Origin of the sequence: Photobacterium damselae, assembly GCF_003026815.1 — a bacterium.
In the GTDB taxonomy this organism is placed as follows: Bacteria; Pseudomonadota; Gammaproteobacteria; order Enterobacterales; family Vibrionaceae; genus Photobacterium; species Photobacterium damselae.
The window spans coordinates 1-24,441 of record NZ_PYOG01000025.1; the positions used below are offsets into that span (position 1 = coordinate 1).

Here is a 24,441-nt window from a genome sequence, read left to right on the forward strand (position 1 = left end):
TATCTCGGTAAACATTGCGGAAGTGGCGAAATTGGTAGACGCACTAGATTTAGGTTCTAGCGCCGCAAGGTGTGAGAGTTCAAGTCTCTCCTTCCGCACCATCTTTCTTTATGTTGTTTCATACAACTTAAAGTAACAATCTGAATACGCGGAAGTGGCGAAATTGGTAGACGCACCAGATTTAGGTTCTGGCGCCGCAAGGTGTGAGAGTTCAAGTCTCTCCTTCCGCACCATTATCTAGATTGTTGAAGAAATCTTAGTTATACTAAGAATTCGTTAGGTCTATCGCCAAGCGGTAAGGCAACGGGTTTTGATCCCGTCATCCCCTGGTTCGAATCCAGGTAGACCTGCCATATTTAAGTTTAACGAGTTATCTCGGTAGACATTGCGGAAGTGGCGAAATTGGTAGACGCACTAGATTTAGGTTCTAGCGCCGCAAGGTGTGAGAGTTCAAGTCTCTCCTTCCGCACCATCTTTTAAAACCCACCTTCTGGTGGGTTTTTTATGACCTGTCGATAATTCGATATGGCATTTATTGTTTAACAGCCTTTATATGATCGTATCTCTCTGGTTGTTAGCCGATGGTGTAAACCCTCGGCTTTTTCTTTATCTCCACTCTCAAATCCAATCTTAATTCTTATCGACCTACACTACCTATTGCTCTGGCTATATTGCACTACTTTAGGCATACAATAACTAGTCACAAAAAAACGGGTGAGCGATCTACCCAAATCATTAGGTATCCCATTCACCCGCTTTAATCGTGCGATTATTTGCCAAGTCTTGCCGTACTAAATGCCCATTGCATACTTAAGTACTTGTTTTTTTACTGGCCCAGCTTTATCAGCAAGTCGTAATCCCACATTTCGCAACAGTTGTAATGGCGGCAATGTGTTACTAAAGACGGTGTAAAATAAATCCATACCTGACTGCATTAATAAATTATCAGGTCGGCGACGACGTTCATAACGTTGATAGGTTGTCGCTTGAGCCCAATTTGCCCCCGCCTTTTCTACTTCATCAAGCAGAACAAGCACATCTTTAAAGCCTAAATTAACCCCCTGACCCGCTAGTGGGTTAATGGTATGAGCCGCATCACCAAGCAAAACAACACCCGATTGTGCGTAACACTGAGCGTGGCGACGAGTCAGAGGGAAAGATCCTCGATTAACAACCGTCACTTTGCCTAACTCAGCAGGGAAATGACGATAAATTTCTTGCTCTAGCTGCTCGGCAGGCATATGACTTAACTTTCGAATACGTTCTGGTGCGTCGTACCAAACTAGTGAGCCTTGATGCCCTGGTAATGGAAGAAAAGATCGTGGTCCTTGAGGCGTAAATTGCTGCCAAGTAATGTCTTGTTGTGCTAATTCAGTTTCAACATGAATCAGCATACAGTGTTGGCGATAATCCCACGCAGTGATCCCGATACCCGCTTGCTGGCGCACAAATGAATTCGCCCCATCAGCACCAATTAGAATCTTCGTTGAGAGTTGCTGCTCGTTATCGAGTAATAATTGGTAACCATTATCGACCGATTGCATCGTAACAATCTTATTTGGACACAATAGCGTTATATTCGGATAAGACTCAAATTGCTGCCATAACGCTAGCTGGATCACTCGATTCTCGACGATGTATCCAAGCCAAGGGACATTAAGCTCATCAGCATGAAAGCGTGTACGGCATTCAGGAGCATCCCACGTTTCTAAGCGCTTAAAAGGACAAACTCGCATGGCCATCACTGTGTCCCAAGCGCCTAACTGCTGTAATAAAGAGATAGAGTTAGGTGAGATTGCAGAGACTCGGAGATCGGCAGGCTGAGAGGAATGAAATGGGACAGGTTGATGACTTTCCACCACCGCCACACGAAAACCTTGTTGAGCTAGCCCTATTGCCGTTGCAGCGCCAACCATGCCGCCACCTGCAACAACAAAATCAAATGGTTCCATACTTTTACCTTTCTGTTATGCTCGGCAAATAAGAAATCTATCTAAAATTTTGAGAACAGACTCAGAATCAATAATAGATAGAATAAATTTTATCTGGTGCTATTTTACGAGAAATTATCGACTAAGGAACCATTTGTCGCATGCTGGATCGCATTAAACGTTATCTTCTCATTTTGCTGCTTAGCCTTCTGATCATTCCTGTTATTCAAATTGCGAGTCTAAAATATATCGATCCTCCATTTTGGGGCTGGCAAATTCACCGCAGCTTATTTCCACCAAAAGGCTATCCGACACATCGACAACACACTTGGGTCGACCTTAATCGAATATCAAAGAATATGCAGCTGGCGGTTATTGCCTCAGAAGATCAACTGTTTCCCTCTCATTATGGTTTTGATATCAATGCTATTTTGACGGTAATTAAACAGACAGGAGCCAATGGTCCCAAACGAGGCGCCAGTACGATTACGCAACAAACCGCTAAAAATGTCTTTTTATTTCCAGCCCACTCAATGATTCGAAAAGCGGTTGAGCTCTATTACGCTATTTGGATGGAAGTTATCTGGGGAAAACAACGTATTTTGGAAATGTATTTAAATGTCATTGAATTTGGTCCTGGTATTTTCGGGGTTGAAGCGGCAAGCCAACACTTTTTCAATACTAAAGCTCGCTATCTAACGGCTCAACAAGCGGCACAATTGGCTGCTGTTCTGCCCAACCCATATAAGTTAAAAGCCAATCCACCTAGTCGCTATGTTCTTGAACGTAGTCGCTGGATTCGCAAACAGATGCGTCAATTATCTATGGCGGCAGTGAACAAACTCAGTCAATAAACGAATACCCACAATTTATTCGGGGTGGTGATGATCTAGTCATAGTCGGCGTAAAGCAGTACAATACGCGGCTTGCTACAGGTCGCGGCCTTCTATGGGCTAAAAATCCTGTAAAATTGGCAATATGAATGCAATGTTAAACCACGATTAGTGAAGAGTTAGAGATGGCAAAGAAACTGCTTATTAAAACCTGGGGCTGCCAGATGAACGAATACGATTCATCAAAGATGGCGGATCTTCTTAATGCGGCTAACGGCTTCGAATTAACAGAAGACCCAGAAGAAGCAGATGTACTACTGCTTAATACCTGCTCTATCCGCGAAAAAGCACAAGAGAAAGTTTTCCACCAGCTTGGTCGTTGGAAAACGCTAAAAGATAAGAAGCCAGGTCTTGTAATTGGTGTGGGCGGCTGTGTGGCAACCCAAGAAGGTGACTCTATTCGCCAACGCGCACCTTATGTTGATGTAATCTTTGGTCCTCAAACCCTACACCGACTACCAGAGATGATTAAGCAGTCGCAATCAACTGAAGCTCCAGTAATGGATATCTCTTTCCCTGAGATTGAGAAGTTTGATAGCCTGCCAGAACCTCGCGCTGAAGGCCCAACAGCATTCGTATCTATTATGGAAGGCTGTTCAAAATACTGTACTTACTGCGTAGTACCATATACTCGTGGTGAAGAAGTTAGCCGTCCTTTAGATGATGTTCTATTTGAAATTGCACAACTTGCAGCACAGGGCGTACGTGAAGTAAACCTACTAGGTCAAAACGTAAACGCATACCGTGGTGCAACTTATGATGGCGAAATCGCAACATTTGCAGAGTTACTACGCCTTGTTGCGGCAATTGATGGTATTGACCGTATTCGTTATACCACAAGCCACCCAATTGAATTTACCGACGATATCATTGAAGTCTACCAAGACACTCCTGAACTAGTAAGCTTCCTACACTTACCAGTACAAAGTGGTTCAGACCGTATTCTAACTATGATGAAGCGTCCGCATACAGCAATTGAATACAAATCAAAAATTCGTAAGCTACGTAAAGCACGTCCTGATATCACTATCAGCTCAGACTTTATCGTAGGTTTCCCAGGTGAATCAGATCAAGACTTCCAAGATACTATGAAGCTGATCCGCGATGTGGATTTTGATATGAGCTTTAGCTTTATCTTCTCACCACGCCCTGGTACACCTGCAGCAGATTACCCATGCGATCTGACTGAAGAAGTGAAGAAAGAGCGTCTATACGAGCTACAGCAGCAAATTAACAGCCAAGCAATGCGTTTCTCTCGTCAAATGCTAGGCACTGAGCAGCGTATTCTTGTTGAAGGTCCATCGAAGAAAAACGTTATGGAGCTTCGCGGTCGTACTGAAAACAACCGTGTAGTAAACTTCGAAGGCTCAGCAGACCTAATCGGTCAATTTGTTGATGTTAAGATTACCGATGTTTTTGCTAACTCACTACGTGGTGAACTGATTCGTACCGAAGCTGAAATGGATCTTCGTGTTGCGATGTCACCAACAGAAGTGATGGAAAAAACACGTAAAGAAGATGATTTGGGTGTTGGCGTATATACACCTTAGTCGTTGCTGCTAACCTAATGTAGCAATAATTAAGTGGTGCCCAAGCAATTTGGGCACCATACGCTTGCCCAACAATTGGTTTTTGATCATAGTTATGAAAAACCCCTTGATGAGAGGCAACCTTGAGTAAGATTATTACAGAAGAACTGACTCTGGAACCCGCTAACAATCAGCGCCTTTCCAGCCTTTGTGGCCCTTTCGACGACAATATCAAACACCTTGAGCGCCGTTTGGGTGTAGAAATAAATCACCGTAGCAATTTATTTACTGTAGTGGGCCAGCCTCATACGGTCGCTGCAACAATCAACATCATAAAAAATCTGTATGTTGATACGGCTCCGGTACATAACAATATTCCAGATATTGAGCCTGATGCCATTCACCTTGCAATTAAAGAATCGGGTGTTTTGGAACAAAACGTGGAATCTTCTATTCCGTACGGTAAAGAAGTTCACATTAAAACTAAAAAAGGCATCATCAAGCCCCGCACACCGAATCAAGCACAATACATTACCAATATGGTCACTCATGACATTACATTTGGTATTGGTCCTGCTGGTACGGGTAAAACCTACTTAGCCGTTGCTGCCGCTGTTGATGCGTTAGAGCGTCAAGAGATTCGCCGTATCTTACTGACTCGTCCTGCGGTAGAAGCGGGAGAAAAGCTTGGCTTCTTACCAGGTGATTTAAGTCAGAAAGTGGACCCTTATTTACGACCACTGTATGACGCCCTGTTTGAGATGCTCGGTTTTGAGCGAGTTGAAAAATTAATTGAACGAAATGTCATTGAAGTTGCCCCATTAGCATATATGCGTGGCCGAACTCTTAATGATGCTTTTATTATTTTGGATGAAAGCCAGAATACGACTGTTGAGCAAATGAAAATGTTCCTAACTCGTATTGGTTTTAATTCAAGAGCCGTTATTACAGGTGATGTGACTCAGATCGACTTACCTCGTGGTGCTCGTTCAGGTCTACGTCATGCAATTGAAGTATTATCGGAAGTTGATGATATAAGCTTTAACTTCTTCCAAGCTAACGATGTTGTCCGTCACCCTGTCGTTGCACGAATCGTACAAGCTTATGAAGTCTGGGAAAGCGAAGATCAAAAACAGCGAAAACTTGCCGAGCAGCGTCGTCGCCAAGAACAAGAAGCCAAGCAAGCAGAGCAATTAGCGGTTGCTATGGCAAATATCCAGAATCCGGCTACTAAGCCAACAGAACCACAACAGAGTAACTAATGGCAATTTATCTCGATTTACAATATGCCACTGAAAGCGAAACAGGCTTACCAACAGAAGCTGATTTTCAATCTTGGTTAGAAGCGGCAATTACTCCGTTCCAAGCCGATGCTGAAGTGACCATACGCTTAGTTGATGAAGCAGAGAGTCACCAACTCAACTTAGAGTATCGAGGCAAAGATCGCCCAACCAATGTGCTATCCTTTCCTTTTGAAGCCCCTCCAGGCATGGAAATGGATCTCCTTGGTGATTTAGTTATTTGTCGTCAAGTCGTTGAACGTGAAGCTCCTGAGCAAAACAAAACGCTCACAGCTCACTGGGCACATATGGTGGTTCATGGTAGCTTGCATCTACTGGGTTATGACCATATTGAAGACGATGAAGCTGAAGAAATGGAAGCATTAGAGACGGAAATCATGGAAAAAATGGGTTTTCCTGATCCTTATGCAGCCGAAAAGCAGTAATATAGCTAACAGCGCCACTTGCCAAGGAGGTGAGTGGCATTTCCGTGGCACAGACCACATACTTTTGAAACTGAATAATGAACGACGATAACACGCAAAATTCTGAAGGTCCGAGTAGAAAATCCTTCTTTGAACGTATTGGCCAACTATTTCAAGGCGAACCACAAAATCGTGAAGAATTAGTTGAAGTATTCCGTGATTCAGAAGAAAACGCTTTAATTGATCACGATACCCGTGACATGCTTGAAGGCGTAATGGAGATTTCTGAAATGCGAGTTCGTGACATCATGATCCCGCGCTCACAGATGATTACCATTGAACGTTCTCAGAAGTTAGAAGATCTAGTAGATCTTATTGTTGATGCTCAACACTCCCGCTACCCAGTTATCAGTGATGATAAAGATCATGTTGAAGGTATTTTACTTGCTAAAGATCTTCTTCGTTATCTCCTTCCTGATAGTGACGCTTTTGATATCGATAAAGTCTTGCGCCCTGCTGTTGTTGTACCAGAGAGCAAGCGTGTGGACCGCCTACTAAAGGAGTTCCGCGAAGAACGTTATCACATGGCGATTGTAGTCGATGAGTTTGGTGGAGTATCGGGTGTTATTACCATTGAAGATATTCTTGAGCAAATCGTTGGTGAAATCGAAGACGAATTTGACGACGATGAAGAGCAAGATATCCGTCAGCTAAGCAAGCATACCTATTCGGTGAAAGCGCTTACTACCATTGAAGACTTCAATGAGCTGTTCCACACCAACTTCAGCGATGAAGAAGTGGACACCATTGGCGGTTTAGTGATGACAAGCTTTGGTCATCTGCCAAGTCGAGGTGAAGTGGTAGAGCTTGATGGTTATGCATTTAAAGTAACAGCTGCTGATAACCGTCGCGTTATTCAATTACAGGTTACTGTACCTAATGATGCGCAATTACCGACAACGTCTGCATAACAAAGAATGACAACAAAAAAACTTAATCTTCTGGGACGGCTGATTGCAGCTGTCCCTGCTGGTGCTCTAGCCACCTTCTCATTTGCGCCTTATAGCCACTGGTATTTGGCCCCTATTTCACTGATTTTATTTTTCCTATTGCTGCAAAAACAAACAATTAAACAGTCAACTTTGATTGGTTTTTTTTGGGGATTAGGAATCTTTGGTACTGGAATCAGCTGGGTTCACGTCAGTATTGATAATTTTGGTGGCATGCCTAAAATTGCCAGCGTGTTCTTAATGACGCTGCTTATTAGTTATCTTGCCCTCTATCCAGCCATCTTTGCTAATCTTTACCACCGATTTTTCCGCCAGAAACCTGTGTTGCAGTTGCTTGTTTCAGGCCCTGTTCTTTGGCTCTTACTCGATTGGTTTAGAGGTTGGTTCTTAACGGGTTTTCCATGGCTGTGGATGGGTTATAGCCAAATTGAAAGCCCCTTAAGAACCATAGCGCCAATTCTTGGAGTAGAAGGCATTACTTTAGCTCTGGTACTGATCAGTGGCGCCATTGTTGCAACTCTGTATTATCGAGCATGGAAAACTCTCCTAATCCCAGTGATTATCGTCGCAAGCTGTCTTGCTCTTAAACCTATCCAGTGGGTTAAGCCAGATCCTTCTCGAACTGTCTCGGTTGCCCTTATCCAAGGTAATATTCCTCAAGAGCTAAAATGGCTACCAAGTCAGCGATGGCCAACCTTGATGAAGTATATGGATCTGACCGAGCAAAACTGGGATGCCGATATTATTATTTGGCCAGAAGCGGCAATTCCGGCCCTAGAAGAGCAGATCCCAACGTTTCTTGAAAATCTGGATAAAACCGCTCGTGAGCATCACACTACGTTATTAACAGGAGTGTTGGATCAAAAAGCTGACGGTGAGTTTTTCAATAATATTCTCACTCTTGGCGTCAATCCGGCAGGCCCTTATAACTACGCAACCGCTCATCGTTATAGCAAACATCACTTACTGCCTTTTGGTGAATTTGTTCCATTTGGTGATTTACTAAGACCGATTGCGCCGTTTTTCAATCTGCCAATGTCATCGTTCAGTCGTGGCGCTTATATTCAACCGAACTTACAAGCCCATGGATTATCGATAGCGCCAGCACTTTGCTACGAAGTTGCTTTTAGTGAACAAGTTAGAGAGAACGTTCATCCTAACACTGAACTGCTGCTGACCTTATCCAATGATGCATGGTTTGGCCGCTCTATCGGTCCATTCCAACATATGGAAATTGCTCAGATGCGCTCGCTGGAATTAGGTAAACCTCTGCTACGTGCAACCAATACGGGTATCACCGCAGTGGTAGATGCAGATGGTAATATCACTAAAAAGATCCCACAGTTTGAGACTGCAGTATTGCGAGATAAAGTGGTCCCGACCTTAGGTACAACGCCTTACGGCCATATGGGTAGCTGGCCTCTCTATGTATATTGCGCCTTAATCAGTGTTATCGCCCTATTGTTTGGCCGAAAATACAGCCAGAAAAAAGCAGCGAAAGTGACAACGGAAGCTGAATAAAATCTGAAAAGGCGAAGTTTAACACTTCGCCTTTTTTATTTGTTATGATAAAAAACAGTATTAAATTGGAATAATGGAGCATTCAACCAGCTCCATAACAGTAAGGAATCGCCCAAATGAAACCAGTTTATCGACTCTTTTCTATGTTATGTGCAGCAGCTCTGTTGTGTATCTCATCACTCTCTCACGCCAGTAGTGACCCAGACACAGAAGCGGCATTAAATAAATTTAAACAAGCGCCGCAAACTTGGCCTTTCTTCCATTCATCATACGGCTATGCGATTTTCCCAAGTGTAGGTAAAGGTGGATTCTGGATTGGTGGAGCATACGGCTCTGGTACGGCCTATCGTGGAAATACCATTACAGGTTATGCCAAATTATACCAAGTCTCGATTGGCCTTCAGTTTGGTGGACAAGCTTACAGCGAAATCATCTTTTTCCAAGATAAACGCGCTTACGACCGTTTTACCAGTGGTAGCTTTGAGTTAGAAGCCCAAGCCTCTGCGGTTGCCATTACAGAAGGCGCTCAAGCCAAAGCGGGAACCACAGGTGTGAACGCAAGTGCTGGTAATGACTATGTTAATGCTAGCTATGTTAATGGCGTTGCTATCTTTACTCTGGCAAAAGGAGGCTTAATGCTAGAAGCCGCTATTGCAGGACAAAAATTTGATTATGAGCCGATTTCAGACATCACTCGAAAAGTAAAAGGTTTAGATGCACCATCGCCTGCAAAAGCTGCAAAACCAACCGCTCCAGTAGAGAAAAAATCGGAAGCTGCTGTGATTGTCGATACGGTAGAAGAGCTTCAATAAGTTATTTCATGTCTAGATAATAAAAAAACAAAAAGTGTAAAAACAAAAAAACGCAGCGAAATCATCGACTGCGTTTTTTATTAACTCTAATCAGAGAACGGTATTTTTCTCAATCGTTATGGCGCCAGTGGCTTACGAGTAAATTCAACGCCACCACATTTGATACAAGGCTCAATACGAGTTACATGAGTAATAACCTGTTTATGACCACATTTTTGGCAAACCAACTCACCTAATCCAATTAGCTCACCGGCTTTATACACGCCATGATGCTCAAGATCGGCGGTTACTTCATGCCATTCAACTTGAGTTTTATCGGTAATATCTGCCAAGCCTTGCCAAATGGATTCAGAAACCAATTTATAGAATGGACTCTCAGCAAAAGGCTCTGAGCTTTTTTCAACGTTATCGGCAAATTCTTTCATATCAGACTTTAGATAAGCTTTAATTAACGCCAACTCATCTTTGGTCATATCACTTGCCGCTTCACCATATTTTTCGGTTACTTCAAGAAACTCTTTGAGCTTTTCGGGGCTATGCTTAAGCGCCTCGGTAGCTTTCTCCAGTAATAGCTCATATTCAGCTTTTTGTTTTGGCATAGCATTTCTCCTTCGGCTATGGGCTGTTACGTTTTCACCGCCATATTTTGTTGTTACGTATGTAATAACATCGATTCACGGCTAAGCATACGATTTTTCGCTGTGAGTAATGCAATCTGAATCTGCCTTTTTGCAATAGAATCGCCATTGACTTAAACAGACCTTCAAATAGCTGGAGCAATGAAAAATCGTGCTACTCGCTTAAGTATCGCTCTAAATTACGACTTATATCCGGTTTATCGCTACAATTAATTGGGTGATTTGCCATCAGCTATTGTTGACACACCTCCCTTTCGCTATTCTATGTCGATTCTAAGTAATGTGTTTGTACTTAACTCACAAAATCCCGGATGTCATCGATGCAAGAACAATATCGTCCACAGGACATTGAACAGAAAGTTCAAGAACATTGGGACAACAACAAAACGTTTGTTGTTAGCGAAGATCCTAATAAAGAAAAATTCTACTGTCTCTCTATGTTCCCGTACCCAAGTGGTCGACTGCACATGGGTCACGTGCGTAACTACACCATCGGTGATGTAATTTCTCGTTACCAGCGCCTACAAGGTAAGAACGTAATGCAACCAATCGGTTGGGATGCATTTGGTCTTCCTGCAGAAAACGCAGCCGTTAAAAATAAGACTGCGCCAGCGCCTTGGACTTACGAAAACATCGAATACATGAAAAACCAGCTTAAACTGCTAGGTTTTGGTTACGATTGGAACCGTGAATTCGCAACATGTACCCCTGAGTACTACCGTTGGGAACAAGAGTTCTTCACTAAGCTGTATGAAAAAGGCCTAGTGTATAAGAAGACCTCTTCTGTGAACTGGTGTCCAAACGACCAAACCGTTCTTGCTAACGAGCAGGTAGAAGATGGTTGTTGCTGGCGTTGTGATACTCCAGTTGAACAAAAAGAGATCCCACAGTGGTTCATTAAGATCACTGAATATGCAGAAGAACTGCTAAACGATCTTGACCAACTAGATGGTTGGCCAGATATGGTAAAAACCATGCAGCGCAACTGGATCGGTCGTTCTGAAGGTGTAGAACTTGAATTTAATGTGGTTGGTCAAGACAAACCACTAGAAGTGTACACAACACGTCCTGATACACTAATGGGTGTAACATTCGTTAGTATCGCAGCAGGTCACCCTCTTGCGGCACAGGCAGCAGAAAACAACCCTGCACTTGCTGATTTCATCCACGAATGTCGTAACAACAAAGTGGCAGAAGCTGATCTTGCGACCATGGAAAAGAAAGGCATGGATACAGGTCTTACGGCTATCCATCCACTAGACGGTCGTGAAGTTCCAGTTTACGTTGCTAACTTCGTACTTATGGATTACGGCACAGGTGCGGTAATGGCGGTTCCTGCTCACGATCAGCGTGACTTTGAATTTGCAACTAAGTACGGCATCGACATCATGGCTGTTATCAAGCCAGAAGATGGTAGCGAGCTAGATATTTCAGAAGCAGCTTACACAGAGAAAGGCATTCTATTTAACTCTGGTGAGTTCGATGGTCTGGATTTCCAAGGCGCATTTGATGCTATTGCAGCGAAACTTGAAGCTGAAAACAAAGGCAAAAAGACTGTTAACTACCGTCTACGTGACTGGGGTGTATCTCGTCAACGTTACTGGGGTGCTCCAATCCCAATGCTAACCACTGAAGATGGCGAAGTACATCCAGTACCTGCTGATCAGCTACCAGTTATCCTACCAGAAGATGTGGTAATGGATGGCGTAACTAGCCCAATCAAAGCAGATAAAGAGTGGGCGAAAACAACGTTTAACGGTGAACCAGCACTACGTGAAACCGATACGTTTGATACCTTCATGGAATCATCTTGGTACTACGCTCGTTACTGTAGTCCACAAGCTGACGATATTCTTGATCCAGAAAAAGCGAACTACTGGCTACCTGTAGATCAGTACATCGGTGGTATCGAGCACGCTTGTATGCACCTACTATACTCTCGCTTCTTCCACAAACTGCTTCGTGATGCAGGTTATGTGACTTCTGACGAACCATTTAAGCAACTACTATGTCAAGGCATGGTACTGGCTGATGCCTTCTTCTACACCAATGAAAAAGGTGGTAAAGAGTGGGTTGCACCAACAGAAGTAACGGTAGAACGTGACGGTAAAGGTCGCATCACTAAAGCTGTAAACACTGAAGGTCGTGAAGTTGAACACTCAGGCATGATTAAGATGTCTAAGTCTAAGAACAACGGTATCGACCCACAAGAGATGGTTGAGAAATACGGCGCAGATACAGTACGTCTATTTATGATGTTCGCCTCACCTGCTGATATGACACTTGAGTGGCAAGAGTCTGGTGTTGAAGGTGCTAACCGCTTCCTAAAACGTGTTTGGAAACTGGTTCACGAACTAACAGCTGACGGTGCAATTGAAGCTCTTGATGTTGCTGCGCTAACAGGCGATCAAAAAGCACTTCGTCGCGATGTTCATAAGACTATTGCTAAAGTAAGTGATGATATTGGCCGTCGTCAAACATTCAACACAGCAATTGCTGCGATCATGGAGCTAATGAACAAGCTAACTAAAGCTTCTCTAGAATCAGCTCAAGATCGCGCTCTAATGGATGAAGCATTAAAAGCTATCGTTCGTATGCTTTACCCTATCACTCCACACGTATGTTTCACTATGTGGGAAGCATTAGGTGAATCAGATATCGACCACGCTGTATGGCCTCAAGCTGACGAAAAAGCATTGGTTGAAGATGAGAAGCTAATCATTGTTCAGGTTAACGGTAAACTACGCGCTAAACTGACCGTTGCAGCAGATGCAACTAAAGAGCAAGTAGAAGATCTAGGTCTTAACGATGAGAACGTAACGAAGTTCACTGATGGTCTAACTGTTCGTAAAGTAATTTACGTACCAGGTAAACTACTGAACATCGTAGCAAACTAATCTTTTAGCTACTGTAATACCCAAATCCCTGCCTAAGTGCGGGGATTTTTTTTATGTGCTCGGTTGGAACTCGCATCTTGAACAGGTTTGGGTATAATCACAACTATACCCCTTTTATACACTATTCATGGAGCTGACTTCAGTGACACGCTATTTCTCAATGAAACAGGCCAGCCGCTTTTTAATGGTAACGCTACTAGCTCTCGCTACGGCTTCTTGTGGTTTTCACCTTCGTGGTAACTATATGCTGCCAGAAGGTATTGCGAAGCTATCACTAACAAGTTTTGACCCATACGGCCAACTGACTCGACAAGTGAAATCTCAATTTAAGATGCACGGTATTCAGCAGGTAACTCCCGCTAAAAACGTACCAAACTTAAATATTGTTAGTGAATCAGATGGCGACCGCACTCTTTCTCTCTATCAAAATAATGGCCGAGCAGAATACGAACTAACTTATAGTGTGAACTACAGTGTATCAATTCCAAATCATGGCGTTGAAAACTTCACCACTCGAGTCACTCGTACTTTCCTTGATAACCCATTAACGGCTCTTGCAAAATCGGTAGAAGAGGACGAATTAAAACAAGTTATGCGTCAACAAGCGGCACAACAAATTATGCGCCAACTTGCTCGCTTAACGGTGACTTTCAATAAGATTGCCGAAGAAGAACACAACGATGCACTTGCTGACACTCTACCTGGTAAATCAAGCGTCACAACCGAGAAACTGTCAGATAAACAAGCTGCTGATACTATGTTCGCTCAGCCGCAATCGCAGTCACTACCACAAATTAATAGTATCTCCGAAGGCACCAACCTAGAATGAGAATCTATCCTGAACAACTGACGCAAACCTTAAATAAAGGCTTGCGTCAGGCCTTCTTATTATTTGGCAATGAGCCGCTACTCAAACTGGAATGCAGTGATGCCATTCGTCAATGTGCTGAGCAACACGGCTTTTTAGAACGACATAGTTTCATCGTTGATAATCAGCTCGATTGGAATCAGGTACTCGACTGCTGCCAAGCGCTCAGCCTTTTTTCCAGTCAGCAACTAATTGAGCTAGATATTCCAGAAACAGGGTTAACGCCAACTCAAACCAAAGCATTGCAGCAAGTTACCGCAGCGTTAAATCCAGATATCTTATTGGTATTAACCGGGCCGCGCTTAAACAAAAAACAAGAAGCGGCAAAATGGTTTAAAGAACTAGAGCCAAATGGTGTTTATATTCCATGTAATACACCAGAAGCAAAGTTCTTACCCCGCTTTATTCAAGGTCGTTGTCAGCAATTGGGACTCAAACCCGATCACGAATCGGTACAATTATTGGCCCAGTGGCACGAAGGTAATTTACTGGCTTTAGCGCAAAGTCTGCAAAAATTAACGTTACTCTACCCAGATGGTGAGTTAACCGTTATTCGATTGCAAGAAGCGTTAAGTCGAAATAATCACTACACCCCGTTTCAGCTAGTAGATGCATTACTTGCAGGTCAAGCCAAGCGTAGTCAGCGTATTTTACGTCAGCTCCAAGGTGAAGGTGTTGAGCCAACAATTTTGCTGCGAACCATTCAGCGTGAACTGACCCAGCTTTACAAAATGCAGGAGCTGGGGAAAAAAGGCACCTCATTGAATGTGATTTTTGAGCAGTTTCGAGTCTGGCAAAATCGTCGTGAAATTTATATTGGTGCATTTCAGCGCTTACCACTAACAACACTTATGCTATTGATAAAACGCCTAAGTTTGCTAGAAATAAAGGTGAAGACCGATTTTGATACCAATCCATGGCCTGAGCTAAGTGCGTTATGTGCTGAAATGTGTGGCATTAAGACGGTTATTTTTCATAACTCATAATGGCGCAGCTAACATTTTTTCATTTTGATGGTCGAAGAGAGAGAAAGCGATAAAATCCCATGAGATTTGCGCCTATTTGACTAGCAGCAGCCATAGAGCGTGATATACTGCGCCGCTCATAATTCCTTGCTTATGATTTAACATAAGCAAACCTAGTAACAACATCCAACTGAGGGAAATCCTTTGCAGGTTCAAGAATTACACGACTTCATCGTAGACAAAGTTGATGACATCAAAGCACAAGATATCGTGACTGTTGACGTACGCGGAAAATCTAGCATCACGGATATGATGGTTATTTGTACGGGTACTTCGAACCGTCACGTTGCATCTATTGCCGATCACGTGAAAAAAGAGTCAAAACTGATCGACTACCCTCCTTTTGGCATTAGCGGCGAAGAAGATGGCGAGTGGGTTATTGTTGATATGGGCAACGTAATGCTGCACGTAATGCAAGAAGACGCACGTCAGCTGTACCAACTGGAGAAACTTTGGGGCTAAGTTACGATGAAGCTTCAATTAATCGCCGTTGGCACCAAAATGCCCAAGTGGGTTGAAGAAGGCTACAAGGAATACAGTCGTCGCTTCCCGAAAGATATGCCACTAGAGCTTGTTGAAATTACAGCAGGTAAACGTGGCAAAAATGCTGATATTGCTCGAATTCTGCAAAAAGAAGGTGAAGCGATGCTGGCTGCTGTACCCAAAGGCAATCGCATTGTAACGCTAGATATCCCAGGTAAACGCTGGGATACCGAGCAACTTGCTGAACAGCTAGAGAGCTGGAAGCTTGATGGTCGTGATGTGTCTATCTTAATCGGTGGACCTGAAGGACTGGCTCCGGCTTGTAAAGCGGCAGCTGATCAGAGCTGGTCTCTATCGCCACTAACTCTGCCTCACCCTCTTGTTCGAGTGGTTATGGCTGAGAGCTTATACCGTGCATGGAGTATCACAGCTAACCATCCGTATCACAGGGAATAAGTCACAATGAGACAAAAGCGAACCCAGATCCGCGATCATCGGGCTGAGTCGGCTCTTTTCTTTCGTCGAGCTCTTGTCTCATTTATCGGCATCGCTGTGCTGGTAGGTGTTCTACTGACTAATCTTTACCATATTCAAGTTCAAGAACACGAAGACTACCAGACACGGTCGAACGATAATCGTATCAAGATCGTTCCAGTTTCCCCTAACCGCGGTTTAATCTACGACCGTAACGGGGTGTTACTGGCAGAAAACCGTCCAGTCTACTCACTCGAAATCACTTCAGAAAAAGTTCCAAACCTTGAAGAAACATTACTGGCACTTCAAGAAATTATGGGCGTAACTGAAGACGATATCACCAAATTCCAAAAAGAGCGCCGTCGTACCCGTCGTTTTAAATCGGTTCCAATTTTAGACCAATTAAACGAAGAGCAAGTGGCACTTTTTTCTGTTAATCAACACCGTTTCCCTGGTGTTGAAGTAAAAGCATACCTAAAACGTCACTATCCATACGGTGATGCGCTTACGCACGTATTAGGTTATGTAGCGAAAATTAATGACCGCGATATTAAACGGTTAGAAAAAGCAGAAAAACTCAGTAATTACAAAGCGACCCGAGACATTGGTAAGCTGGGTATAGAGCGCTATTACGAAGATCAACTGCATGGCACTTCAGGCTATCAAGAAGTTGAAGTCAATAGCCGTGGCCGTGTGATCCGAACCCTTAAATATGTCCCACCCATTCCAGGACAAGATCTTAAGCTCAATATAGACATCGCGCTGCAACTGTATGTGCAAAAATTACTGACCGAGCGCTCTAAAGATCCAGAAACAGGCGAAGAGGTGGTAAAACACAAACGTGGCTCTGTTGTGGTTCTTGATCCAAAAGATGATTCAATCTTAGCCATGGTATCGAGCCCAAGCTACGACCCGAACCTGTTTGTAAAAGGTATTTCAGGGAAAAACTACCGAGAACTGCTCAATAACCCAGATCGCCCACTGGTAAACCGAGTCACTCTTGGTATCTACCCACCAGCATCAACGGTTAAACCTTTGATCGCGGTTGCCGCATTAACAGAAGGGGTTGTGACCACTAAAACCACTCGAAATGACCCGGGTTGGTGGGTGATCCCAAATTCAACCAGTCGTAAATTCCGAGATTGGCTACGTTGGGGTCATGGCTCAGTAAATATCTATAAAGCGATTGAAGAGTCAGTGGATACTTACTTCTATCAAGTAGCTTACGATATGGGTATCGACCGTCTGTCAACTTGGATGAATAAGTTTGGTTATGGCGAATACACAGGTGTTGATATTCACGAAGAGAGTAAAGCCAATATGCCAACTCGTGAGTGGAAACAAGCTCGTTATCGTCAACCTTGGTATCAAGGCGACACCATTCCTGTCGGTATTGGCCAAGGCTATTGGACTGCAACGCCACTACAAATAGCGAAAGCGACATCAGTTTTGGTTAATAATGGTGTCGTTCATCGCCCGCACTTACTGCAAAGTACCATAGAAGATGGCGTTGAAACGAAAACCGAGTTTAAAGATTTCCCACCTATTACAGGGGTAAAACAGTCGACTTGGGATGTCGCCAAAGAAGGTATGCATCGTGTGCTTTACGGTCATCGTGGTACGGCACGTAAAGCCTTCTATCACACTCCATATCAAGCTGGCGGTAAATCAGGTTCAGCTCAGGTATTTGGTCTGGCTGAAAACCAAAAATATAACGCAGATGAGTTAGAAGAGCGCTTGCGTGACCATGCGCTATTTACTGCTTTTGCGCCATTTGAAGATCCGAAAGTTGTGGTTTCTATGGTTTTAGAGAACGCAGGTGGTGGTTCAAGTAATGGTGGTCCGATTGCTCGTAAGATATTTGATCACATGTTATTGGAACCAAGTGCCGTAAATGATCTCTCAAAGACTGAGAATAATAAAACCGCAAGTACTGAGGAGACTCAATGAGTATCATGGCGGAAACGGGTAACAAGCGCACACTAAGTGATCGCTTACATATTGATGTCCCGTTACTTCTAGGACTTTTAACATTAATGGGCTTTGCCCTTGTGATCATGTGGAGTGCCAGTGGCCAAAACTTGCCGATGATGGAACGCCAAGGGATGCGCATTTTGCTCTCTCTTGCCATCATGTTTGCTTTGGCTCAAGTGCCGCCTCGTCATTATGAGGCTTGGGCTCCCTATCTGTTTGGTGTCGGGCTTGTACTCCTTGTCGGGGTACTGGCCTTTGGTGAAGTATCCAAAGGGGCACAACGTTGGTTGAACTTAGGATTTGTTCGCTTTCAGCCATCAGAATTGATCAAACTGGCCGTGCCTTTAATGGTGGCACGATTTATTGGTAACCGACCGCTACCACCGAGTTTTCGAAACTTAGTAATTGCGCTGGTTATGATTTTTGTGCCCACGATTTTGATCGCAAAACAGCCCGATTTAGGCACCTCGATTCTAATTGCCGCATCCGGTATTTTTGTGCTGTTTTTATCAGGCATTAGCTGGCGCATTATTTTAGCGGCCTGTTTACTGCTTGGTGCCTTTGTGCCAATTTTGTGGTTCTTCTTAATGCACGATTATCAGCGAACCCGTGTTATGACGCTGTTTAATCCAGAATCAGACCCCTTAGGTGCCGGATACCATATTATTCAATCCAAAATTGCGATTGGCTCAGGTGGATTACACGGTAAAGGTTGGCTACATGGTACTCAGTCACAATTAGAATTTGTGCCAGAGCGACACACTGACTTTATTTTTGCCGTAATTGCTGAAGAATGGGGCCTATTAGGGGTGCTATTTTTACTTGGCGTTTACCTATTTATCATAGGTCGTGGGTTATTATTGGCAAGTCGAGCTCAAACTGCATTCGGTCGAATGATGGCAGGTAGTATCGTCTTAAGTTTCTTTGTTTATGTTTTCGTAAACATTGGTATGGTAAGTGGCATTTTACCCGTAGTTGGTGTCCCACTGCCGTTGGTAAGTTATGGGGGGACATCCATGGTGACCCTTATGGCGGGATTTGGCATCTTGATGTCGATTCACACTCATAGAAAAATGCTGTCTAAGGCAACATAAATGCGTTCAATATTTTTAATTTTTCTTCTTATTTTGGCGGGTTGTAGTTCATCACCAGAAACTACCGAACAGTCAAAAGCCGATAAACCTGAAGTGACTCAGCCGCCGAAAAAGCATGATCCAGATAATATGGATCCCAATGCGGGCCGCTACTCCTTAGAGCATGATAAAGCACCAGATGTTATTCCTGTGTTGAAAAACATCAAAGATGCAGTACCACGTTATGAACCGCGTAGTTTAGCCGGAAACAAAGACTATACGCTTCGTGGTAAGCGCTATCACATCATTAAAAATCCAAAAGGCTTTACTCAAACGGGTTATGCTTCTTGGTATGGTATGAAGTTCCACGGCCATAAAACAGCCAATGGTGAAACATACGATATTTATGATATGACAGCAGCGCACAAAACGTTGCCGATCCCAAGTTATGTCAAAGTGACCAATACACGTAATGGCAAAACCGCTATTGTTCGCGTTAATGACCGCGGTCCATTCCACGATGGTCGTATCATCGATTTAAGTCTTGCTGCGGCAACAAAATTGGATGTGGTAAATCACGGTACAGCACCAGTTAAAATCGAAGTAATTTCAGTACCAAAACCCACAACAGTTCAAGGTTGGCATGCAGTAACACCACATTACTATTATGTTCAACTTGCGGCGGTAGCAGGTGAAAGCAAAGCTGAAGAGATGAAAGCAAGCCTACGTAAAAAGTATGGTGTGCCAGTAAATACTCAACGTGTTAATACCTCAACAACATATCGTGTACGCTTAGGCCCTTATTTGGATCACGATGCGGCACAACATATGTTAGATCGCGTTAAAGTGAACCAATATCCAAAAGCATTCATCACTACAGTGAATCGCTAGCAGGGAACAAAATACGTTTCTACTGCTCTAACTAACCGACTTATATTGTGCTGCAATATTAAGTCGGTTTTTTTGTATCCGAATCACTTGGATATCTATGTCGCCTATGCACGCTATTTATGCTCATTTTATGTCAAGATTTGGGAATCTTCTCTGCCCTCGGGTGGCTGATATTTTTCAATCTGTTATAGTGTGTAAGAATTTTTCACCTTTAAACCGATTAAGTTACAACACCATGAAAAAATCTGCTGCACTTTTCTGTTCTGTTGCCGTTTCAGCATCTTTGCTGGCTTCAGCTACTGTTGCTGCTTCTCCAGCTGTAGTACCTGAAGCACCACAAATCGCAGCCAAGGGCTATGTTCTTGTCGACTATAACTCTGGCAAAATCATCGCAGGTCATAATGAGTATGAAAAACTGGCTCCGGCAAGTTTGACAAAAATGATGACCAGCTATGTGATTGGCCAAGAGATTAAAAGTGGCAATATCTCACCGGATGATACGGTTGTTGTAAGTAAAAATGCGTGGGCTAAGAATTTCCCAGGCTCATCCAAGATGTTCCTAGAGGTGGGCAAAACAGTTAAAGTTTCTGACCTTAACCGCGGTATTATTGTTGATTCAGGTAACGATGCCTGTGTTGCAATGGCAGAGCACGTTGCCGGCTCTCAAGAGTCATTTGTCGACCTAATGAATGCATGGGCAAAAAATGTTGGCATGAAGTCAACTCACTATGCAAATGTCCACGGTTTAGATAATCCAGATCTTTACACAACACCGTACGATCTATCACTGCTGGCTCGCGCTATTATTCGTGATACACCAAACGAATTTAAAATCTACAGCGAAAAATCATTCACCTACAACGGCATTACTCAATACAACCGTAACGGCCTATTGTGGGATAAAAGCCTTAATGTAGATGGCATGAAAACAGGCCATACCAACAATGCAGGCTACAGCCTAGTTAGTACAGCAACCGAAGGCAAAATGCGCCTGATCTCTGTTGTTATGGGTACTAAGAGTCCAAATGCACGTAAAGCTGAGAGTAAAAAGCTCCTCAACTACGGCTTCCGTTTCTTTGATACTGTTTCACCAAACAAAGCTAATGCCCCACTAGTATCAGAAAAAGTGTGGATGGGTGATACCGATACCGTTGAGCTAGGTGTAACAAAAGATACCTATGTGACACTGCCTCGTACTCAAACCAAAGATCTAAAAGCAAGCTTTGTGATCAACAAAGAGCTACGCGCACCAATTAAGAAAGGTGAGCAGCTAGGTACACTATACTACCGCGTTGGCGATCAAGATGTGGCTCAATACCCATTGGTTGCACTTAACGATGTCAATGAAGGTAGCCTATTTAGCCGTCTTGTTGACTATGTGATGATGCTATTCCAAAGCTGGTTCAACTAAGCTCACAGCTTAACAAAATCTCCCCCAAAGGCAGCCATTGTGCTGCCTTTTGTTTTTTTATCCATCGGCGACGAACGGTTTATACGGTCTAAACTTGTTTTGCGGCTTACAACCCATTAATATTCAGCCATTGATGCAAATCATTTTTTGATGAGTTTGTATTATTGCTAATCTCAACGAACCTTGGAGTTCACGATGCAAAACGAACAACCAAAACTACGAGATCTTCTGGAATTCCCTTGTAAGTTCTCATACAAAGTCATGGGTGAAAACAAGCCAGAACTCGCGGATCTTGTTGTTGAAGTAATTCAACGCCATGCCCCAGGTGATTACCTACCAACGGTTAAGCCAAGCGCAAAAGGCAACTACAGCGCTGTGTCTGTAACCATTAATGCAACTCATATCGACCAAGTTGAAACGCTATACAAAGAATTAGCTGAAATCGACATCGTTCGCGTTGTATTATAACCCTCATAAATTTAGCGGCTGAATACTTAGCCGCTAAATTTTATGTCGCAGCAGAGATAATCTAGGCTGCACCGCTCTTCGAGCACACCAGGATAACCCAATTTATCAAGGTGATAATTTTGCAAACATCTCTAATCGTTAGAAACCTAGGTCGCCAAGATTATGCGACTACGTTTCAAGCTATGCATACTTTTACTAATGAACGTTCATCAGAAACGACCGATGAAGTATGGCTAGTTGAACACAATCCTGTTTTTACTCAAGGACAGGCAGGCAAAGAAGAACATCTGCTCAACACGGGTGATATTCCTGTAGTTCAAAGTGACCGAGGTGGACAGGTAACTTACCATGGTCCAGGTCAACAAGTTGCTTATGTGTTAATCGATTTGAGAAGGAAAAAACTCGGTGTTCGTGATTTAGTCACTCACATTGAAAACACAATAATCAACACCCTATCCCGCTTTGGAATTACGGCAGTTTCGCGCCCAGATGCACCAGGAGTGTATGTGAACGGCAGTAAAATCTGTTCACTTGGACTTCGTATTCGCCGCGGGTGTTCATTCCATGGGCTGGCACTCAATATTAATATGGATCTCGCTCCATTTTTGCGAATTAACCCATGTGGTTATGCGGGTATGAATATGACTCAAACCGCGCAATTAAATGGTCCAACGACACTTACGGAAATACAGCCAGTACTCGTTGAAGAATTAACTAAACTACTCGACTATCAAAATATCGAGTGGCAGACGGAAAGCAAAGAATAATGAGCAAACCAATTAAAATAGAGCAAGGCGTCAAATACCGCGATGCCGACAAAATGGCGCTAATCCCAGTACGCAACGTTGCAGAAGAAGCACCAAAAGAAGTGTTACGTAAGCCAGAATGGATGAAAATCAAACTTCCATCTGATAGCCAGCGAATCCAAGATATTAAAGCGGCTATGCGTAAAAACAAACTCCACTCTGTGTGTGAAGAAGCCTCTTGCCCTAACCTTGCAGAGTGCTTTAACCACGGTACTGCAACCTTTATGATCTTAGGTGCTATCTGTACCCGCCGTTGCCCATTTTGTGATGTAGCCCATGGCCGCCCACTTCCTCCTAGTGCTGAAGAGCCAAGTCATCTAGCACAAACTATTGCGGATATGAATCTTCGCTATGTTGTAGTGACATCGGTTGACCGTGATGACCTTCGTGATGGCGGTGCAAAACACTTTGCCGATTGTACTCGTGAAATCCGAGCGAAAAGCCCTAACATTCGCATCGAAACTCTAGTTCCCGATTTCCGTGGCCGTATGGATCGCGCCCTAGAAGAGTTGCAAGACAATCCACCGGATGTGTTTAACCACAACTTAGAAACGGCTCCGCGCCTATACCGCAAAGTGCGCCCAGGTGCGAACTATCAGTGGTCGCTTGATCTGTTGAAAAAATTCAAAGAGCAACATCCTGAGATCCCAACTAAATCGGGACTAATGATGGGCCTAGGTGAAACCAAAGAAGAGATTGTTGAGGTACTTAAAGACCTTCGAGCTCATGGTGTAACTATGCTAACTCTAGGTCAGTATCTTGCTCCTAGCCGTCACCATCTGCCTGTTGAACGTTATGTTCCACCAGAAGAGTTTGATGAGCTAAAACAAATTGCTCTTGATTTAGGCTTTACTCACGCAGCATGTGGTCCATTTGTTCGTTCGTCTTACCATGCCGATCTTCAGGCTCAAGGTGTTGAAGTTAAGTAATTTTTTAACCAAACGCAATTGACGAGATACAAAAAAACCGCTGTGTAACTGACAGCGGTTTTTTATTATCTCAATAGCGCTTATTAGTTTGAGTGAGCTAATTGCGCAGCAAGAACAGGTGCTAATGATTGTAACGCTTGAGCCGTTACTGGCTTACCGTCATCATCATTCACGCTGATAGAAGTACGGTTACCTAAATCACCTACCTGAATCTTGTAAGTGTCATTATCCAAGTTGATTGGCTGCACACCGAGTTTTTCCCAATAATCATCATCTGGTGCACTGTACTTAACGGTCATAGTGCCTTGTGATTCGTTTTTATCTTCCACACTAAAGCCTAATTGCTCTAATACTGTTGGAAGTCGATCCCAGAATAGATTGTATGGCGCACGAGCGATAATTACAGGAAGACCTGCGTTATCGGTACTCATTGTAATTGGTACGTGTTTTAGCATTTCCTGTGCACGAGCAGCGGCTTCATCGCGTAGCTGTTGATCGTATGCTACAGACACAATGTTCGCTACCGTAATACTTGAACGAGCTTGAATTGCTGGGGTAATCGCAACATCTTTACCATCTTGTTGCATTGCCGCTAGCTTAACTCGGAAACTGTTTTCAGCTGGTGAACGAACAATATCAAAACGGCTGCTGATCTTGGCATCTTTTTCTTCATCGGTCCAAGATACCCAATCGGTCTTGATTTCATTGGTTGTATCAGACAATAGCTTCACATCACGTTTGGTGATCATCTGCTTTGTTACATTCCACAAACGGTTCATTTCCGCAGAACTTGGTAACAACATTGTTACCCCTTCCTGATCGTGGAAACTACGAGCGCCAGGGATCAGATTCAAAATTTCAGCTGGCGGACGAATATCCACTTGCGAGCCGATCTCACCAGAAAATGACTGAGTTGGGATAGCATAAACATTAGTGTCAAATGCTCTTGCCCCTTCAGGCTGAGTCCAACTTTCTAACGGTTGTGTGTCCAAGTAATTAAAGTCGTTATTTGCCTGACGGCGACGATCTGCGCTTGAACACGCAGTCAAAGTGGTAACAATAACAGCTGCGATTGCTAGCTTATAATTATGATTCATTTATGC

22 protein-coding genes and 4 tRNA genes are annotated in these 24,441 nt (G+C 43.5%); 23 read left to right on the plus strand and 3 right to left on the minus strand.

The window, feature by feature from the left end:
• Positions 1-16 precede the first annotated feature (16 nt).
• The 4 genes from CTN07_RS17325 (at position 17) to CTN07_RS17340 (ending at position 472) form a co-directional block, all read left to right on the plus strand.
• A tRNA-Leu gene (locus CTN07_RS17325) sits at positions 17-101 on the plus strand.
• Between the two features lie 47 nt (positions 102-148).
• Positions 149-233, plus strand: a tRNA-Leu gene (locus CTN07_RS17330).
• Between the two features lie 45 nt (positions 234-278).
• Positions 279-353, plus strand: a tRNA-Gln gene (locus CTN07_RS17335).
• Between the two features lie 34 nt (positions 354-387).
• Positions 388-472 (plus strand) — tRNA-Leu (locus CTN07_RS17340).
• Between the two features lie 319 nt (positions 473-791).
• Here CTN07_RS17340 and CTN07_RS17345 read toward each other — a convergent pair.
• A complete protein-coding gene (locus tag CTN07_RS17345; RefSeq protein ID WP_005298066.1) occupies positions 792-1,952 on the minus strand; it encodes a 2-octaprenyl-3-methyl-6-methoxy-1,4-benzoquinol hydroxylase in 1,161 nt (386 codons plus the stop codon).
• 140 nt (positions 1,953-2,092) lie between these two features.
• Between CTN07_RS17345 and mtgA the strand changes: the two genes are divergently transcribed.
• The 7 genes from mtgA to CTN07_RS17380 all read left to right on the plus strand — a co-directional run bounded on the left by mtgA (position 2,093) and on the right by CTN07_RS17380 (position 9,401).
• On the plus strand, positions 2,093-2,785 hold the full coding sequence (gene mtgA / locus CTN07_RS17350) for a monofunctional biosynthetic peptidoglycan transglycosylase (RefSeq protein ID WP_005298065.1): 693 nt from the start codon (positions 2,093-2,095) through the stop codon (positions 2,783-2,785).
• Positions 2,786-2,949: 164 nt separating this feature from the next.
• Positions 2,950-4,374: a tRNA (N6-isopentenyl adenosine(37)-C2)-methylthiotransferase MiaB gene (miaB, locus tag CTN07_RS17355; RefSeq protein WP_005298064.1), complete on the plus strand. Its 1,425-nt coding sequence runs from the start codon at positions 2,950-2,952 to the stop codon at positions 4,372-4,374.
• 122 nt (positions 4,375-4,496) lie between these two features.
• Positions 4,497-5,615 (plus strand): PhoH family protein, encoded by a 1,119-nt coding sequence (locus CTN07_RS17360; protein WP_005298062.1) that lies wholly within the window; start codon positions 4,497-4,499, stop codon positions 5,613-5,615.
• Entirely contained in the window at positions 5,615-6,079 is a 465-nt protein-coding gene (gene ybeY, locus CTN07_RS17365) for an rRNA maturation RNase YbeY (RefSeq protein ID WP_036763359.1), read from the plus strand. Before CTN07_RS17360 ends, ybeY begins: the two co-directional genes overlap by 1 nt.
• Positions 6,080-6,156: 77 nt before the next feature.
• Positions 6,157-7,029 carry a CNNM family magnesium/cobalt transport protein CorC gene (gene corC / locus CTN07_RS17370; protein WP_005298057.1) on the plus strand — a complete coding sequence of 291 codons (873 nt, stop codon included), beginning with the start codon at positions 6,157-6,159 and terminating at the stop codon, positions 7,027-7,029.
• A 6-nt stretch (positions 7,030-7,035) separates the two neighbouring features.
• Positions 7,036-8,589 (plus strand): apolipoprotein N-acyltransferase, encoded by a 1,554-nt coding sequence (lnt, locus tag CTN07_RS17375; RefSeq protein WP_005298054.1) that lies wholly within the window; start codon positions 7,036-7,038, stop codon positions 8,587-8,589.
• A gap of 116 nt (positions 8,590-8,705) precedes the next feature.
• Positions 8,706-9,401: a lipid-binding SYLF domain-containing protein gene (locus CTN07_RS17380; RefSeq protein WP_005298052.1), complete on the plus strand. Its 696-nt coding sequence runs from the start codon at positions 8,706-8,708 to the stop codon at positions 9,399-9,401.
• 116 nt (positions 9,402-9,517) lie between these two features.
• On the opposite strand, the gene CTN07_RS17385 is transcribed toward CTN07_RS17380, so the two are convergent.
• Positions 9,518-10,000: a zinc ribbon-containing protein gene (locus tag CTN07_RS17385; protein WP_005298050.1), complete on the minus strand. Its 483-nt coding sequence runs from the start codon at positions 9,998-10,000 to the stop codon at positions 9,518-9,520.
• A 359-nt stretch (positions 10,001-10,359) separates the two neighbouring features.
• Here CTN07_RS17385 and leuS point away from each other — a divergent pair, with 359 nt between their 5' ends.
• From leuS to lipA, 12 genes are all read left to right on the plus strand, one after another.
• On the plus strand, positions 10,360-12,936 hold the full coding sequence (gene leuS, locus CTN07_RS17390; protein WP_005298048.1) for a leucine--tRNA ligase: 2,577 nt from the start codon (positions 10,360-10,362) through the stop codon (positions 12,934-12,936).
• Positions 12,937-13,063: 127 nt separating this feature from the next.
• A complete protein-coding gene (locus CTN07_RS17395) occupies positions 13,064-13,765 on the plus strand; it encodes an LPS-assembly lipoprotein LptE (protein WP_036763355.1) in 702 nt (233 codons plus the stop codon).
• Positions 13,762-14,790: a DNA polymerase III subunit delta gene (holA, locus tag CTN07_RS17400; protein ID WP_005298043.1), complete on the plus strand. Its 1,029-nt coding sequence runs from the start codon at positions 13,762-13,764 to the stop codon at positions 14,788-14,790. The genes CTN07_RS17395 and holA overlap by 4 nt, the downstream gene beginning before the upstream one ends.
• A gap of 183 nt (positions 14,791-14,973) precedes the next feature.
• Positions 14,974-15,291, plus strand: coding sequence for a ribosome silencing factor (gene rsfS, locus CTN07_RS17405; RefSeq protein WP_005298041.1), 318 nt, complete (start codon positions 14,974-14,976; stop codon positions 15,289-15,291).
• A gap of 6 nt (positions 15,292-15,297) precedes the next feature.
• Positions 15,298-15,768: a 23S rRNA (pseudouridine(1915)-N(3))-methyltransferase RlmH gene (rlmH, locus tag CTN07_RS17410; RefSeq protein ID WP_036763353.1), complete on the plus strand. Its 471-nt coding sequence runs from the start codon at positions 15,298-15,300 to the stop codon at positions 15,766-15,768.
• A 6-nt stretch (positions 15,769-15,774) separates the two neighbouring features.
• Entirely contained in the window at positions 15,775-17,736 is a 1,962-nt protein-coding gene (gene mrdA / locus CTN07_RS17415) for a penicillin-binding protein 2 (protein ID WP_005298037.1), read from the plus strand.
• Positions 17,733-18,854 (plus strand): peptidoglycan glycosyltransferase MrdB, encoded by a 1,122-nt coding sequence (mrdB, locus tag CTN07_RS17420; protein WP_005298036.1) that lies wholly within the window; start codon positions 17,733-17,735, stop codon positions 18,852-18,854. The genes mrdA and mrdB overlap by 4 nt, the downstream gene beginning before the upstream one ends.
• Positions 18,855-19,724 carry a septal ring lytic transglycosylase RlpA family protein gene (locus CTN07_RS17425; RefSeq protein WP_005298035.1) on the plus strand — a complete coding sequence of 290 codons (870 nt, stop codon included), beginning with the start codon at positions 18,855-18,857 and terminating at the stop codon, positions 19,722-19,724.
• A gap of 235 nt (positions 19,725-19,959) precedes the next feature.
• Positions 19,960-21,135 (plus strand): serine hydrolase, encoded by a 1,176-nt coding sequence (locus CTN07_RS17430; protein ID WP_036763351.1) that lies wholly within the window; start codon positions 19,960-19,962, stop codon positions 21,133-21,135.
• A gap of 195 nt (positions 21,136-21,330) precedes the next feature.
• The gene (ybeD, locus tag CTN07_RS17435; protein WP_005298032.1) at positions 21,331-21,603 is read left to right on the plus strand and encodes a DUF493 family protein YbeD; all 273 of its coding nucleotides are present in this window, start codon (positions 21,331-21,333) and stop codon (positions 21,601-21,603) included.
• A 119-nt stretch (positions 21,604-21,722) separates the two neighbouring features.
• Positions 21,723-22,370 carry a lipoyl(octanoyl) transferase LipB gene (gene lipB / locus CTN07_RS17440; RefSeq protein ID WP_005298031.1) on the plus strand — a complete coding sequence of 216 codons (648 nt, stop codon included), beginning with the start codon at positions 21,723-21,725 and terminating at the stop codon, positions 22,368-22,370.
• Entirely contained in the window at positions 22,370-23,338 is a 969-nt protein-coding gene (gene lipA / locus CTN07_RS17445; RefSeq protein ID WP_036763347.1) for a lipoyl synthase, read from the plus strand. Before lipB ends, lipA begins: the two co-directional genes overlap by 1 nt.
• A gap of 83 nt (positions 23,339-23,421) precedes the next feature.
• Here the strand turns inward: lipA and bamC are convergent, their stop codons facing one another.
• On the minus strand, positions 23,422-24,435 hold the full coding sequence (gene bamC, locus CTN07_RS17450) for an NlpB/DapX family lipoprotein (protein ID WP_005298028.1): 1,014 nt from the start codon (positions 24,433-24,435) through the stop codon (positions 23,422-23,424).
• Positions 24,436-24,441: the final 6 nt, after the last annotated feature.